Source organism: Prevotella sp. khp1 (genome assembly GCF_900102205.1).
In the GTDB taxonomy this organism is placed as follows: domain Bacteria; phylum Bacteroidota; class Bacteroidia; order Bacteroidales; family Bacteroidaceae; genus Prevotella; species Prevotella ruminicola.
On sequence record NZ_FNJZ01000005.1, the window covers coordinates 19931 to 37255 of the forward strand.

Sequence of the window (17325 nt, forward strand, 5' to 3'; positions counted from 1 at the left end):
AATTGATAATTGAAAATTAAGATTACTGCAACTTGATGTTGACCACCACTTTGGCGTGGTCGGGATCGTTGGTAATCATCAGGATACGGGGACGTGTACGAAGCTTCTGGAGCTCTTCGGCAATACCCGTAATCTTTAAGTTAGCACTCTGACCTGGGGCAATCTCACTCTTCGAGAGGGTAACCTTCAAGCCAGCCGTAAAGAGCTGGAGCGAGGTAATCTTCAAGGGCGAAACACCTGTATTCTGCAACGTAACAGTAGCCGTTTTCTTGGTTTTGCCGCCAAAGTCGGTAAAATCCACATCGGTAGCCGACATCTGCAACTGTGGTGCCAGTTCCTTATTCTCTTTCTCGAACTGCTTCATATCGGGCAACAATACGGTTGCCACATCGATGGCGAAATCCTGACGAACCTTATCGCCTGGGTTATGAGCCATATAAAGAGTGGTCTTGGTCAAGCCATAATCACGCAGTTTCTCTGAGAGCAACTTCACGCTGATGGTAGCCGCACGACCAGGCAACAGATGATCGGGACTGGTAATAGCGGTGAGATAAGGAGGCAGGTGCATCAGGTTAGGACGCATGGCCTTCTTTCCGTTATTCAGGATGTGAATCTCCTGCTCAGGCACATCGCCTTTGTTCACATCATCGAACTCAAGCACGGCCTTATCCAACAGCAGGTCGCCCATCTCGATAGGATACTCACCCGAATAATCTCTGAAATCACTCTTAACCACACCCGTCATGGTAAGGTAGAACGGCTTTTTTGAAGCATTGCTCTTTACCAGACACATCTTCTGGAAGTGACCTAACATACGGGCATCGTAAGTCATCTTAATAGTGAATCGCTCGCCAATACCCACCTCTTTGGGATATTCTATTTTGGTGCAACCACAATCGGGTTTCACACTCTGAATAACCAATCGGCGCAAACCCTTGTTACGCATCTCGAAGGTGGCTGTAACAGGCTGTTCGTAGCCCGTAGCACCCACATCGATGGTGGTTGTTTTTACGGTAAGACGCTGTGCATTCACCTGGAGAGGCGAAAGCTGAGAAGCGAGAATTGAGAGTAGTATTACTGTTAATTTCTTCATCAATATTATAATATTTAATGTTTAATCTTTAATGTTTCCGAGTGAGTAACGGCGCGGAACTCGGGTGCATAGGCACACTCTACGGTGGCGGTACCTGTTTCGTAGGTTCCGGCTCGATCGATATAATACTCGGTTTCGATCACATGGGTACCCTTCGACAGCATGCCGAAGAAGTAGCATGTGGCATTATCGCGAGGTGTGATATAAGCACCCGCATGATAACCACTCAACGGCTTAACGGGCTCCATGCAAGCCGCACGCTTATCAACCACCTGCACAAAATCGTAATCGCGATCGGCAGTGATGGTAAGGCGGACGCGGATACGGTCTCCGACCGTGAATTGATAATTGACAGTTGACAATTGACAATTATTTTTCAAGATCTCGCGCTTGATGGTGAGACCACTGCCGCTATTCTCAACCTGCTTGGCGGGCTGGAAATACTGGGCATAAACGGACCCCCATGAGGTTCCATCGGTAGTTTTACGGATGGTGAGTTGCTTACCCTTTGGCAATTCGGTCTTTACATAGCCGATAGCTGCTGTTGCCTTGGGCAGCGCAACGGTGCGGGCATCGATACGGACAGCAGGCATGTTTGAGCTTTGTGCCAAACGGCTCTCCTGACCTTTCAGGAAGGCATAAACGGCATTCACGCTGTTGATAGGTGTATCCCAAGCCTGGGTGCGCTTTTGCTGCAGCAACCAGCGCTGCATCTCATCGATAGTCTGCACATCATCAGGAGTTAACTGCTGCAGGGCCTCGATGGCGATACTCTGGGTTGGAATCTTATAATCAAACCAAGAGTAACCTGCACGTGGCGTATCGTAGTAGCGTCCCATATCCTCGCGGTAAACGGTGTACTCCTTGAGCGACTGGGCATATTCCTGAGCACGCTTGGCGTCAACCTTGGCAAAGATGACTGCTGCAAGAGCCTTATCATAAATGCTCTGACGCTTGATATCTTTTTTAAGTAGCTCGATGAGATAGCTGTTGGCCTGCTGAACATCGGCTGGCAACTGGCGATCATCAAGAGTTACCAGATACAACCACTGCAGGGCCTTATAACTTGGGAAGTAAACCTCGCCCTTCTTCTCGGCTTTCTTGAGTTCCTTTACCAGGTCTTTTATCTCGTTGCCCATATAGCCAAAGGCCTTGTTCAGCATGGTGCTGGTAGCACTCTGCTTTTCAGTGAGGGCATTCAGGCGTACCAGCATTTCGCTTACAGCTACAGTGGTATAGAACGAGCTTGGCATGCCCGGGAACCAGGTCCACGCACCCTCAGCGTTCTGCAGTTTCTGCAATTTCTCGATGGTGGTAGAGAGACGGTTATTCATCAGGTTCTCGTCGAAGAAGTCAACCAAGCGATGCTTCTGCTCAGTCTCGTTGTCGGCATCCAGCACCCAAGGAGTTTCGTTCAGAACAAGATTCTTCAAATCCTCATTCTTTTCCAGTTGAGAGGTGAGCGAGGCCTCGTTAGGCTCCTGCTTCCAGAGCTCGAACACGTTCTTGATCTGTGGATTCTGATTGATGATATATCGTCCCAGTCCGTTGGCATAGAACGAGGCGGCCAATGAGATGGCATTATCGTCGCTGGGCGAGCCTACTGCTGGCAGAGCCTGCACCATGAGCCAAACGGGATTGTTGGTATATTCGAGTGTAAGTTTGGTATTCTTGGCATCAGCAGGAACCAACTTGTTCAAATCGATGGTAGCAGTACCTGGCTGGTGCTGAGTGATAGGCATCGAAACAGTAACTCGCTCGGTAGCTGGGAGTACTGGCAGATAGTGCTGCTCGCCGTCGCTGAAGCCTTTACCGCTGATCGTCATTTTGACGATCAACATGGACCATGGACCATTGACCATTGACCATTCAAACTCGACGGGGGTTGTAGAACCTGCGGCGAGCGATACTTGCTGTGACTTTTCGTAGACGATGGCGTTGGTCTCGGCATTGAAGAGCTGCAGGGTTACCTTGCCTTGTGCCTGTTTCTCGCTAAAGATACGGGCAGAGATGGTGGCCTTATCGCCCTCGCGGATAAAGCGAGGCACGTTAGGCTGTATCATCACATCCTTCTTAGCCACAGCCTCACCCGCAATGTTACCATAATGTAAATCGCGCGTGTGCGCAAAGCCTAACATCTGCCAGGTAGTTAAACTCTCTGGCAAAGTAAACTTGATAGCCACGCGACCATTGGCATCGGTAGTAAGCTGGGGATAGAAGAAAGCGGTTTCGTTAAGATTTTCTCGTACCTGCACATCTGATGCTGCAGTCTGCTCTTCATTAGCAGCCACTTCGGCACCATTAGCGGCATAAGCGATCCCCGAATCGGTGCTCTGCTTCATCATCTTCATATCGGCAGCCATAGGAGCGGCTTCGGCCACTTCTAATATCATATCATCACCCACATGGCCACGACTCAAAGTCTTAACACCGCGGAACGAGTGGCGATAGAATGCCTGGGGATAAACATTGTGATCAAACAAGCTGAAGCCTATCCCAGCATAGCTAAAGTCCTCACAATCAAGCGAGGCAAATCGGCCAAAGCTACGGGGCGAAACATACTGCCAATTTACATGGGGCAATGCTATCCACTGATAAGGTGTAAAATTCCACTGGTGCTTAACCAACTGGTCCAGACTCTGATCATAGAGTGTGGCCATCAAGTTAGCGTCAACAGGGTTGCCTTTGGCGTCCTTAATGGTCAGTGTCCACTCTTCCTTCTGTCCTGGTGTCAGACGATCGCGGAAGGTAGCCCACTCTAAGGTGAGCTTCTTATCAGGCATAGGGCGCTGTATCTGAGCGGTATGGGTATAACACTTGCCATTCTTTACCCAAGCAAAGGTAAGCAGCAAGCCGTTTTCGTACTCATCCTGATAGGTAAACTTGCGGTTTATCAGCTCGTTACTCTTATCCACACTACCCTGCTCTATCAGCTTAAAGCCCGAGAAGATACTATAGAAGATATGCACATTCTGATCCGAGCTACCCACCTGGATGGTAACAGGCGTGCCATCGTTAGGGAACTGGGTGGCCGACTGGTAGAACCAATCATCTGTATCAGTAGCAGGTTTCTCATCATCGAGCGAGAATACCACGAAGGTTCGATCGATGGTCTGATCCTCATACGCAGCCTCTACACGATGCTTACCAGAAGCCAACTTAGCCAATGCTATCTGCTGATTTGTTCTGGCCATCTGCCACTCGCCTCCATCAATGCGATAACGTACTTCGGCATCGATATCCTTACCTGCGGCATTGCACAGATGGAATGTGGCTTGGGGGTTATCTTCAACCAGCACTTTTTCGTCGAGATCGATGCTGAGTGCGGTTGGACGATTGCCCAAAGGCAACGTAAACTGTCCCTGGTGCGTTTCGCCAGCCATATCAGTTACATCGGCCTGCAACACAAAGTTGTAGAACATAGTGTACTTGGTTTCGGGCATCTCCAGTGGCATTTTTATCACAAAGTTACCATCGGCATCGGTGGTAGCTTCGCCCGAACAAATCTCGGTACCGTGATTGCTGTAGCCCAGAGCACCCTCGTCGTAATAGCGATTGTACGACCACCACCAAAGGGCGGTACGGCGCAATACCTTATACGCTACCTTGGCATCCTGAACAGGCACACCCGCATAGCTGAGTGCTGTACCTTTGATATCAAGCACATCGCCAGCCTTATAGGCATCCTTATATTCTGCAAAGTCCACATGGAACGTGGGACGCTTGTATTCCTCAACACGAATGCTCTGCGAGCTATTCTCCACCTGGATGGTAAACAAGCCTGTAAGTCCCTTGGCGGGCAGGGTAAAATCTACTGCACCCACACCATAGGCATCGCTCTCGGTCTGCTTCTCGGCCACCACCTTATGGTTGGCATCGCGCAGCACAAATTTTAAAGTCTGATGGGCACGAACGGTTTGTTTGATGCCCTTCTCCACCTGATACACCAATGCCGAAGCATGTACCGTCTGACCTGGACGATAAATGCTGCGATCGGTAAAAATAGCGGTCTGATTCACCGTACGATCAGCCCCGTAGAATTCGTAACGACCATTACCATACAGCACTGCACCCGCCTTGTCGGTATCGGTATAGGCAAATACCGAATATGGACGTTCCTTGATACGCAGATGGGCATCGGCGATAGGCTGACCAGTCGTAGCATTCACCACCTCGTAACGTATTTTGCCATCGGGCTGAGCCTCGGCAATCGTAAAGACGTTGGTAACATGATACAACGTACGGATTACCTCGGTAGTGGGATTGCTTTTAAACTCCACCAGGTACATGCCTATAGGCAAGCCCTTCAGCGTCATACTATCTTCGAAAATCTCGTAATCGGGGCGAGCGGCAAAATGTTTCGTTTCTGTAACCACAGGGGCTCCTAACAACGGGCGGATCTTAGTCCAGCCCTTTTCGCTTGATGGCGAATGTTCGATATCACCTTCGCAACGTACGGGATACACCGTCATAGTGAGTTGCGACAGATGGCGTAAATCATTCAGCATCACCTGCTGGGCCTGCATGGGACGAACCACAGAGAGGGAATACGACAGGTGGAACTGGGGATTGGTGAGTTCTTTTTTGGCATTACGCAGATAGTTAATCTCAGGCCATCTACCCCACTTGGCAATGGCATCGTCGATAAAAGCGATACGATCCACAGCGGGGGTGTTATAAGGCAGTGCATTATATCTGTCGATAGCCAGATGGGCATCGATAATGCTCACGGCCTTCTGGTTGCCTGTCTTCTGATAGTAATCGTGCAACTGCTGATACTCACCCAACTCGGCACCTATCACACTCAGCATATCGTTGCCAAACACCGAAGCATCGGCACCCATCACCACAAAAGGCTGATACGAGCGCTCCTTGGTTGCGGCCAACAACTGGCAAAGTTCGGGGGTAAGCTGGGGCTTCTTGAAGCCTAAATCAATGCTATAGTTCTCGTTATCAATCTGCCAAAGCACCGTTTGGTAAACCAAACGCTGCACCTTATCGGTAGTTTTCTGATAGCGTGCCACAATGCGGTCCACTTCGGGCTTCAGCGAATCAGGGGCGATATCCACCATGGTTTGGGCGGCATAGAGTTCGGCCTTGAGCAGCTGTCCGTATTGGTGCTCCTTCTCGGCTTTCTTCACAATCTTCTGCAGCACCTCGTACTGAGTTTTGGGTAGATCTTTCTCTTCAGCCTCTGAAACCTGTTTCCAGAGTGCCGAATAGGATTGTCCGAATAGGAACATTGGCATGATCAAAGCTATAGTTATGATGAGAAATTTCTTCATAAAGCCCACTTTAATTGGTTTAACTATGCAAAGGTAGCTATTTATTTCCCAAATACAAAGAAAAATAACGTTTTTTATTTTGTATTTTGTTCGATTTGCACTATCTTTGCACCTATGATTAACCAACAATTATTGAATCCCAAGAGCATCGTCGTTATCGGCGGCTCTAACAACGTGCATAAGCCCGGTGGCGCTATAGTACGTAACATTAAGAATGGTGGTTTCGATGGTCCGCTGCACATCGTAAACCCCAAGGAAGACGAAGTGCAGGGAATCAAAGCCTATCATGATGTAAAGGAAATCCCCGAAACGGATTTGGCCGTGCTCGTGGTGGCCGCCAAGTTCTGTCCCGATTATGTGGACTATCTTTGTGCCGAGAAAGGGGTGCGCGCCTTTGTGATTATCTCAGCCGGATTTGGCGAGGAGACCAAGGCAGGTGCCGAACTGGAACAGCGCATCCTGGATACGTGCAAAAAGTTCGGAGCAGCACTCATTGGTCCTAACTGTATCGGACTGCTGAACCGCAACCACCATAGTGTGTTTACGCTGCCCATCCCCAACCTGAATCCACAGGGTGTTGATTTCGTATCGGGATCGGGTGCCACAGCGGTATTTATTCTTGAGAGTGCGGTTATCAAGGGCTTGCAGTTTAACAGCGTATGGAGCATTGGTAACGGCAAGCAGATTGGTATCGAGGATGTGCTGCAGTATATGGACGAGCGCTTTAATCCCGAGACTGATTCGAAGGTAAAACTGCTTTATATCGAGAATATCTCCAACCCCGATAAGTTGTTGTATCATGCCAGCAACCTGATTCGTAAGGGTTGTAGGATTGCAGCTATCAAGGCTGGTTCGAGCGAGAGTGGCAGTCGTGCTGCCTCATCGCATACAGGTGCCATTGCTTCGAGCGATTCGGCTGTAGAGGCGCTGTTCCGTAAGGCCGGTATCGTGCGCTGTTTCTCACGCGAGGAGCTCACCACCGTGGGTTGCATTTTTACATTGCCCGAACTGAAGGGTAAGAACTTTGCGATTGTAACCCATGCAGGCGGTCCTGGCGTGATGCTGACCGATGCCCTGTCGAAAGGCGGACTGAACGTGCCCAAGATCGAAGGTCCTGAGGCCGACGAACTGAAAGCACAGCTCTTCCCAGGTTCATCAGTAGCCAACCCTATCGATTTCTTAGCCACAGGTACCGCCGAGCAGTTGGGTACCGTGATTGATTATTGCGAAAACAAGTTTGATCATATCGATGCCATCGCTGTAATCTACGGCACCCCTGGCCTCACCCATCTGTACGAGGCCTACGATGTGCTCGACAAGAAAATCAAGGAGTGCAAAAAGCCTATCTTCCCCATCCTGCCCAGTCTGCACACAGCAGGTCCCGAGGTTGAGGAATTCCTGAAGCGCGGTCATGTTAACTTCAGCGACGAGGTGACGCTGGCCACAGCACTCAGTCAGATTATGCGCACCCCACGCCCTGCACCACCCGAGGTGCAGCTTTATGGTATCGACCTTCCCCGCTTACACATTATTATTAAGGGTATCGAGAACAATGGATACGTATCGCCCGAGGTGGTACGCGACATCCTCTCGTGCGCAGGCATCCCCCAGGTTCCCGAGATGGTAAGCACCAGCAAGGAAGAGCTACGTGCCTTTGCCGAACGTGTGGGATTCCCCGTAGTGGCTAAGGTAGTTGGTCCTATCCACAAGAGCGATGTGGGTGGTGTAACGCTGAACATCCGCACCCCCGAGCACTTAGAGTTGGAGTTCGACCGCATGATGAAGATTAAGGATGCCACAGGCGTGATGGTACAGAAGATGATGAAGGGTACCGAGCTGTTTATCGGTGCCAAGTATGAGACGCGTTTCGGCCACGTTATCCTGTGCGGCTTGGGCGGCATCTTTGTCGAGGTGCTGAAGGATGTATCAAGCGGTTTGGCCCCATTGAGCTATGGCGAGGCCTACTCGATGATTCACTCGCTGAAGGGCTACAAGATATTAAAAGGTACACGCGGACAGAAGGGCATCAACGAGCAGAAGTTTGCCGAGATTATCGTGCGCCTATCTACCCTGTTGCGTTTCGCCACGGAGATTAAGGAGATGGACATTAACCCGCTCCTGGCCGACGAGAACGACGTAGTAGCCGTTGACGCTCGCATTCTCATTGAGAAATGAGAAAATGTAAAAATGTAAGAATGTAAAAATGAAGACTGCGATAGTAGGTGGAGGTGCGGCTGGATTCTTCCTGGCCGTTAACCTCAAGGAGATGTGCCCCGATATGGATATCACCATCTTTGAGAAATCGAAGAAGGTGCTGGCCAAGGTCGAGGTATCTGGTGGTGGCAGATGTAACTGCACCAACTCGTTCGAGGCTGTAAGCGATTTGCAACAGGTATATCCACGTGGGCACCGTTTGCTGAAACGACTGTTTAAAACCTTCGATTACCGCGATGCCTATGCGTGGTTCGAAAGTCATGGTGTAAAGCTCACCACCCAGGACGACAACTGCGTATTTCCCGCCTCACAGGATTCGCATACCATCATTAATCTCTTCTTGGCCGAAGCCCGCCGAAAGAACATCGAGATATGCACCCAGCATAAAATCGAGAGTCTCGACGAGCTGAACGACTTTGATTTCAAGGTCATCACCACAGGTGGTGGTACTGCATCGATGGCTGGCGTACCCACCATCGAACCCGTTCCGTCATTGTTCACCTTCAGCATTGCCGACGAGGCCTTGCGTGCCTTGATGGGCACGGTGGTAGAAGATGCCACCGCCTCGATCCCAGGCACCAAGTTCCGCAGTAACGGTCCGTTGCTCATCACCCACTGGGGCATGAGCGGACCAGCCATTCTGAAGCTCAGTAGTCATGCCGCTCGCGATTTGCACGAGCATAACTACCAGATGCCCTTAGCCGTGAACTGGACCTCGCTCAAGGAGCCCGACATCCAGCAGGAGTTGCGCACCATCATCGCCCAGCATCCGCAAAAGCAGATAGCCACCATCCGTCCCTTTGGATTGCCCAGTCGTTTGTGGGATTACCTCGTAGCCAAGACCCTTGGCGAACGTGCCCAGAACCGTTGGCAGAATCTGAACCAGAAGGAGCTGAACCGTCTGACCAATGCCCTGTGCAACGATCAGTACCAGATAGCAGGTCGTTCGGCCTTTAAGGACGAGTTTGTGACCTGTGGCGGCATCGACTTGGCGAGTGTGAATCCCAACACCTTAGAAAGCAAAAACCTCCCCAGCGTTTATTTCGCTGGAGAGGTTCTCGATATCGATGGTGTCACAGGCGGCTTTAATTTCCAAGCCGCTTGGACCACCGCTTATACCGTAGCTTGCGCCATTAGTCAACAAGCCCGTTGTAGTCAGTCTCCTTCTGAGGGATAACCCATGTCCATGCATTGGTCTCCTCAGGCTGGATGGTGATGTCGAACACACCCTCGTAGAAGCTACCACCCTGCTTGCGGTTCTTACGAACGATGGGCTGTCCCCAACGCTTGTAGTCGAACCAGTCGTTACCCTCGGCAAAGAGGTCGAAACGACGATACAACTTAATCTCAGTCATCAGGTCGTCGCCAGTCTTGGTGCTCTTGGTGTAATCGGCATCATACTGCTTCACAGCGTCGAACAACAGCTGCTGTGCCTCAGTCTCCTTACCCAGGTGCATATCAGCCTCAGCCTCGGTGTAGAGCATTTCGGCTGCACGGATGATGGGGAACGAACCACCACCAGGATAGAAGTCAACCAAGAACTTAAACTGCATATAAGCATAGACGAGCGAGGTGAGCTTACCACTCTGGTCGAAATACAAACGATCCTTGTACTCAGCCTTTGCGCGGTTGTAGAGCATACCAGTGCTACGACCAGCTGCATTACACTCGGCATACTCCTCTTCGGTTGGTACCAGATAGAGCGAGCGGCGCACGTCGCTGGCAGGAATCTGATCGATGAGCTCCTTGCTGATGGCTACAGGATAAGTGCGGCAGTTGCTGGCACTTGAGTTGGCACCGATGTAAGCAAAGAAGCTATAGTAAGAGATGTTCTGCTGTTCATCCTCATACACACCCCATATCCACTCGTTGTTAGGTGTGTGGAAACCGTCCTGATACTGCTCAACCGTCATCAGCTTGTGGCCCTCGCGAGCCAGAGCTGCATACTTGGCAGCATTCTGCCAATCCTCGCGGTTGAGAGCTGCCTTGGCATAAACGGCATAGGCCACATCGAGACCGGGCTGGAAGAACTCCTCGCGCTTGCGATCGCTCTGCTGATAGAGGGCAATGGCCTCGTCGAGGTCGTTGTAAATCTGCTGATAGGTCTCGGCCTGAGTAGCGATGGCCTGCTCGCCCAGACTCTCGTCGACACGCAGCACGATACCATCGGTATTACCCTGATGATCGCTCCAACGGTTGGTGTAGAGCTGAGCCAGACGGAAGAACGAGTAAGCACGGAAAGTAAGGGCCTGAGCCTTGATAAACTTCTTATCGTTCTCCTCACCCTCGGCAGCATCGATATTGTTGATGATGGCATTGGCATTGCTCACCAACTTGTAATAATAGAACCAAGGATAAACGGTATAATCAGAAGTTGGACGCAGGTGGTAGGTTGAGTTCCACACACCCTGCCAACCAGAGTTATTGCTCTTCTGAGCATCGTTACCTGTAAAGGTGCCATACCAGTTCAGGATGGTGCCCTCGCCATTACAGCCCTGCTTGCTCATATACTGAGTAGTCATGGCCTTGCAGATACCATTGAGTGCCATCTCGGCATTCTGGGTGTTGCTGAGCACGGTGGGAGTACCCATCTCCGACTCGGGAGCGGTATCCAGGAAATCCTTGCTACAAGCGCTGAGTGCCAGCGTTGCGATACCTATATATATATACTTTTTCATAAAACTATTCACTATTAACTATTAACTATTCACTCTTAAAACTTGATGTTCACCCCTGCAGAGAAGATGCGTGGTGTGACGAAGGTAGCACTCTGAGTGCCAGCAAAGTTCTGCTGTGGGTTCATACCCTTGCGTGCAGTCAGTGTGAAGAGGTTTTCGCAGGTCAGTGTGAGCATCACGTTCTCGATACCAGCCTTGCGCACCAGTTCCTTAGGCAGCTGGTAGCTAAGGTTGATGTTCTTCAGAATGAGATAGCTGGCACTGGTGAGCCAACGTGAAGAGGTAGAGTTGAGGTCGGCCTCAAGACCACTCACGATGACAGGAACGTCGCTCAGCATAGGCACACCGTTGCGGTCGATAGCATCGGTAGCAGTAGCCTGTTCGGCGGTCCAGCCCTTCAGCACGTCCTTATGCAGGGCGGTTGGGGTGCTCTGTGAGTTCATCAGCAGCTGATAGTTGCTGTCCATCACCTTACCACCCAGCTGATAGGTGAACAGGGTGTAGAGCGAGAAGGCCTTGTAGCTCACGCTGAAGTTGAAGCTACCATAGGCGGTAGGCATGGCCGAACCGTGGAACTCGCGCTTGCCATAGGTGGTGAGATAGCTGTAAGGTGTGCCATCAATCACAACCACAGCGTTCTTCTGCGAACCGGTAATCTCTGCACCGGCAGGGTTACCGTAGGTAGTGCCGCCATCGGTAAAGAAGTACTCATCGCCGTTGAACTTATAGAGCGAGAGTCCGTTCTTGGTGTTCACGCCCTCCCAGGTGTAGGTATAGAACTGATAGCGGTCCATACCCTCAACAATCTTCTTGGTACCATCGATGATACCATCGCGGTTCTGCTCGGGCAGCTTCACCACCTTGTTCTTCTCGAAGGTGATGCTAGCACCTACGTTCACGCTCCAGTTCTTCGACTTGTAAACGTCCATATCGCCAGAAATCTCGACACCGTGGTTTGAGATGGTACCCAGATTCATGGTGGTTACCGACTGAGGTGTGGTGGTATCAGTAGCACCCGCAGAGAGTGGGTTGTAGACGTTGAAGATAAGGTCCTTGTTGCGACGGTCGAAGTACTCGACATTGAAGTTGAGCTTGTTGAAGAGGCGACCCTCGATGGCAACACCCCATGACTGACCTGTCTCCCACTTCAAATCCTCGTTAGGCAGCTGAGAGATATAGTAAGCACCCTTGCCGGCATGAACATCCTGCTGATAGAGGGCCATATAGCCATAGAGACCAGAACCAGAGTCGTTACCTACCTCACCATAGTCGGCACGCAACTTCAGGTAGTTCACCCAGTCATACTGCTTCATAAACTTCTCGTTAGAGATGACCCAGCTGGCACCTGTGCTCCAGAAGTTACCCCAACGGGCATTCTTGGCAAAGCGCGACGAACCATCGCGACGGAACGAGAACTCGATGTTGTAACGGCTGTCGTAGCCATAGCGCACACGACCCAGGTATGACTCGAGGGCGTAGTTGTCGTTGTAGTCGTAGAGCTGAGCAAACTGAGTGAAGTTGAGCAGATTGGTGAGATTGGGCACAATCTCTGAATCCTTACCCGAAGCCATGTAGTTGCGGGTGAGCTTGTAGCTCTCGTGACCCAGCAGAGCGTCGACAGAATGTACGCCAAACTCCTGGCGCCAATGCAGCTGCTGCTGGAAGGTGTAGTTCTTCTGGCGAACATCGGTACGGCGCAAACGGCCGTTGTTGGCCTTACCGTCGCCAATCACAGCCGAGTAGTACTTGTTCTCTGAGTCGTTGCTCAGGTTCAGACTACCCTTCAGCGAGAGTGTGAAGTTGTAAGGCAGAATGATATTGGCGTAGGCAATACTGTTAACGGTATTGCGGATAATCTTATCGGTGTTCAACTGGTTCTCCCAGATGATGTGACGATCGGGATACTGATTGCGGGTGTTAACCACCTGACCATCGGGATCGATATATGAACCGCCATCGTACATCAGGTTGCCCATACCGTCGAGATAGTACTCACCTGTAGTCAGGTTGTGGGCATGAACAGGATAAATGGGCGAAATCTTGCGACAGAAGTTGAATGGGTTGGTATTGGCGTTACCAGTACCATAGCCGGCATTGAAGTTCTGGTGGGTAGCGTTAAGACTAACACCCACCTTGAGCCACTCAGCTGGCTGGATGTTAGCCGAGAGACGAGCCGACAGACGGTCGAAACCAGAGGTCTTCAGGTAGCCCTGCTCGTCGAGATAGCCTAATGAAACCAGATAGTCTGACTTCTCGGTAGCGCCGTTGGCGTTGAAGTTGTACTCCTGACGATAGCCGTGACCAATGGCCTGCTTATACCAGTCCAGATCCTCGCCATAGGTACCCTTTATGCGGGCGTCGCTCACCAGCTTGCCGTCGGCAGTAAAGAGTGCCTCGTCGGCCTTGTCGAAGATATTCAGCTGAAGTCGGTCGGCAATCAGGTGCTTCGAGGCGTATGCACCAGCTGTAGCAGCATCGTCGCCAGCAGCCATGCGGTTGTTCTTCATGTTGAGCCACTGAGCCTCCATCCACTCGCGGGCGCCCAGACGGTCGTACTCGGCAATACCGCGTGAATAGGTACCCTGCTTCACATCGAAGGTGATGTTCATCTTACCCTGCTTACCCTTCTTGGTGGTAATCAGGATGACACCGTTAGAGGCACGGTTACCGTACAAAGCAGCCGAAGCAGCATCCTTCAGTACCGACATCGACTCGATGTCCTGTGGGTTCAGGTCGCTGATGCTACCGCTATAAGGCACGCCATCAAGAATATAGAGTGGTGACGAAGAACCATTCACGGTTCCCACGCCACGAATACGGATCTGTGGATCCTCACCAGGAGCACCAACAGTGCTGTTCACCTGAACACCAGTTACCGAACCTTCGAGAGCCGATGCTACCGAAGTGGTAGGACGCATCTCGATGGCGTCGCTCTTTACCTCCTGAATAGATCCGGTAAGCGATGTCTTCTTCTGTGTACCGTAGGCCACAACCACCACCTCGTCCAGGGTGTGTACATCATTTCTTAACTGAATCTTTAAAGTTTTTGTGCTTACTGCCACCTCAAGTGGTTCCATGCCCACATAGGTAATACGCAGTGTTTTCATACCCTCTGGTACTTCGAGTGTGAAGTTACCATCATAATCGGTAATGGTACCAATGCCAGAATTGCCAACCACCTGAATGGTGGCACCAATAATAGGCTCGTTATCCTCATAACTTACCACTGTACCAGTAACCGTTGTTTGCGCCAGCGCCATCCCCACACTTAGGAACAGCCCAGCCAACATCATACTGAGTCTTTTCATTTAATTTAAAAGTATAAAAAATATATTAGTAATTACTATTCAACTTAACAAACCAAAATTATCAACCTAATCTTCTTCTTTTTTCTAAAATTTTATCAATATAACTGGAATGAGGGTGCAAAGTTAAGAATTTTTTTTATTACTCACAAGTTTTTTTCAAAATATATGGTATTTTTATGCTCAATTCTTGCGCTAAGTTGCTCCAACTATTGTACGTTTGTGCAAATTTCGTAACTTTGCATCCGCAATTATTGATTACTATCGTTAATAAAATATTTTTCGCATCATGGAACAACAGAAACGCTACGGTCACTTCGACGACCAGCACCGCGAGTACGTGATTACCGACCCGCAGACTCCTTGGCCCTGGATTAACTATCTGGGCAACGAGGATTTTTTCTCTTTAATTTCTAATACCGCCGGTGGTTACTCATTCTACAAGGATGCCAAGTTCCGCCGTATCACTCGTTATCGTTACAATAATGTACCAATGGACAATGGTGGCCGATACTTTTATATCAAGGACGGCGACACCGTTTGGAACCCAGGTTGGAAGCCCTGCAAAACGCCACTCGATTTCTACGAGTGCCGTCATGGTATGAGCTACACCCGCGTCACTGGTCGTAAAAACGGCGTCGAGGCCAGCGTGCTGTTCTTCGTTCCCCTCAAAAAATGGGCCGAGGTACAGAAGCTCACACTCACCAACCAGAGCAACGAGGTTAAGAACCTCAAATTGTTCTCGTTCGAGGAGTGGTGCCTGTGGAATGCTGCTACCGATATGGAGAATTTCCAGCGCAACTTCTCTACCGGTGAGGTCGAGATAGAGGGATCCACCATCTATCACAAGACCGAGTACCGTGAGCGTCGCAACCATTATGCGTTCTACCATGTAAACACCCCTATCCAGGGCTTCGATACCGATCGCGAAACCTTCGTAGGCCTCTATAACGAGTTTGCCGATCCCCAGGTAGTAATCGAGGGCAAGCCCCGCAACAGCCACGCCCATGGTTGGAGCCCCATCGCCTCGCATTACATCGAGGTAACCCTGCAGCCAGGCGAAAGCAAGGACTTTGTGTTCCTGCTGGGTTACATCGAGAACGAACAGGACAAGAAGTTCTCTGCCCCTCAGGTCATCAATAAGGACAAGGCACACGCCCTCATTGCCGAGCTCGACACCACACAGAAGGTCGATCAGGCCTTTGCCGAACTCTGTCAGTACTGGGATGCCCTCCTTAATATATATAATGTACGCACGGGTAACGATAAGCTCGACCGCATGGTTAACATCTGGAACCAGTACCAGTGCATGGTAACCTTCAACTTCTCTCGTTCGGCTTCGTTCTTCGAGAGTGGTATCGGCCGTGGCATGGGCTTCCGCGACAGTAACCAGGACCTCGTAGGCTTTGTACACCAGATTCCATCACGCGCCCGTCAGCGCATCATCGATATCGCCTCAACCCAGTTCCCCGATGGCGGCTGCTATCACCAGTATCAGCCCCTCACCAAGCGCGGTAACAACGATATCGGCGGTGGATTCAACGACGATCCCTGCTGGCTCATCTTCGGTACCGTGGCTTACATCAAGGAAACAGGCAACTTCTCTATCCTCGACGAGATGGTACCATTCGACAATCAGCCAGGCTCTGAGGTAACACTCTTCGAGCACCTCAAGATTTCGATGGATCACGTTATCAACAACCTCGGTCCTCACATGCTGCCACTCATCGGCCGTGCCGACTGGAACGACTGCTTGAACCTCAACTGCTTCTCATGGGATCCAAACGAGAGCTTCCAGACCACCGAGAACGTATCCGAGGGTACCAAGGCCGAGAGCCTCATGATTGCCGGTCTGTTCGTAGTAACAGGTAAGGATTACGTTGCCCTGTGCCAGAAACTGGGTAAGACCCAGGAGGCCGAGCGCATGCAGAAGGCTATCGACGCTATGATCGAGGCTGTGAAGAAGCACGGCTGGGATGGCGAGTGGTATCTCCGCGCTTACGATTTCTATGGCAATAAGATTGGTAGCAACGAGTGCGACGAGGCTAAGATCTTCATCGAGAGCCAGGGCTGGTGCACCATGGCCGAGATTGGTGCCCAGGAAGGTATGGTTGCCAAGAGTCTCGACTCTTGTAAGAAATACCTCGAGTGCGAGCACGGTATGGTACTCAACAATCCCGCCTTCACCAAGTATATCTACGAGTACGGCGAAATCTCATCATACCCCGAGGGCTACAAGGAGAATGCAGGTATCTTCTGCCACAACAATCCTTGGGTCATCATCGGCGAGTGCTTGGCGGGCCGCGGTAACGATGCCTGGAGCCACTACGCTAAGATTCTCCCCTCATACGTCGAGGAGAAATACCAGACCCTGCACAAGGTTGAGCCATACGTAAACTGCCAGATGGTAGCCGGTAAGGACGCCTTTAAGCCAGGCGAGGGTAAGAACTCATGGCTCACAGGTACTGCAGCTTGGATGTGGTACACCGTATCAGAGTTTATCCTTGGTATCAAGCCCGACTATGATGGTATCCGCATCGATCCCTGTCTGCCACAGACAGCTACCGACTACACCGTACAGCGCAAGTTCCGCGATGCCGAGTACGAGATTACCATCCATCCAAACGGCGCCCAGAAGGGTGTTAAAGCCATCACCCTCGATGGCCAGCCTGTTGATGGCACCGTTATCCCCTACTCTGCAGGTAAGCACGTAGTCGAGGTTACGATGTAATCAGGATTACATACATCTA

General features: G+C 50.8%; 7 protein-coding genes. 3 read left to right on the forward strand and 4 right to left on the reverse strand.

Annotation, left to right across the window (positions count from 1 at the left end; translation table 11 throughout):
* Positions 1-22 precede the first annotated feature (22 nt).
* Both BLR73_RS12510 and BLR73_RS12515 read right to left on the reverse strand, forming a co-directional pair.
* Positions 23-1093, reverse strand: coding sequence for a DUF1573 domain-containing protein (locus BLR73_RS12510; protein WP_013065746.1), 1071 nt, complete (start codon positions 1091-1093; stop codon positions 23-25).
* Positions 1094-1107: 14 nt separating this feature from the next.
* The gene (locus tag BLR73_RS12515; RefSeq protein WP_091862499.1) at positions 1108-6378 is read right to left on the reverse strand and encodes an alpha-2-macroglobulin family protein; all 5271 of its coding nucleotides are present in this window, start codon (positions 6376-6378) and stop codon (positions 1108-1110) included.
* 114 nt (positions 6379-6492) lie between these two features.
* Between BLR73_RS12515 and BLR73_RS12520 the strand changes: the two genes are divergently transcribed.
* Complete coding sequence (locus BLR73_RS12520; RefSeq protein WP_033149425.1) at positions 6493-8553, forward strand: acetate--CoA ligase family protein; 2061 nt, start codon at positions 6493-6495, stop codon at positions 8551-8553.
* A gap of 28 nt (positions 8554-8581) precedes the next feature.
* The gene (locus BLR73_RS12525; RefSeq protein ID WP_091862502.1) at positions 8582-9769 is read left to right on the forward strand and encodes a BaiN/RdsA family NAD(P)/FAD-dependent oxidoreductase; all 1188 of its coding nucleotides are present in this window, start codon (positions 8582-8584) and stop codon (positions 9767-9769) included.
* On the opposite strand, the gene BLR73_RS12530 is transcribed toward BLR73_RS12525, so the two are convergent.
* Positions 9726-11270: a RagB/SusD family nutrient uptake outer membrane protein gene (locus BLR73_RS12530; RefSeq protein ID WP_091862853.1), complete on the reverse strand. Its 1545-nt coding sequence runs from the start codon at positions 11268-11270 to the stop codon at positions 9726-9728. The genes BLR73_RS12525 and BLR73_RS12530 overlap by 44 nt on opposite strands.
* A 35-nt stretch (positions 11271-11305) precedes the next feature.
* The gene (locus tag BLR73_RS12535; protein ID WP_091862505.1) at positions 11306-14578 is read right to left on the reverse strand and encodes a SusC/RagA family TonB-linked outer membrane protein; all 3273 of its coding nucleotides are present in this window, start codon (positions 14576-14578) and stop codon (positions 11306-11308) included.
* Between the two features lie 286 nt (positions 14579-14864).
* On the opposite strand from BLR73_RS12535, the gene BLR73_RS12540 reads away from it, so the two are divergent.
* Positions 14865-17306: a glycoside hydrolase family 94 protein gene (locus tag BLR73_RS12540; RefSeq protein ID WP_091862507.1), complete on the forward strand. Its 2442-nt coding sequence runs from the start codon at positions 14865-14867 to the stop codon at positions 17304-17306.
* Positions 17307-17325 lie beyond the last annotated feature (19 nt).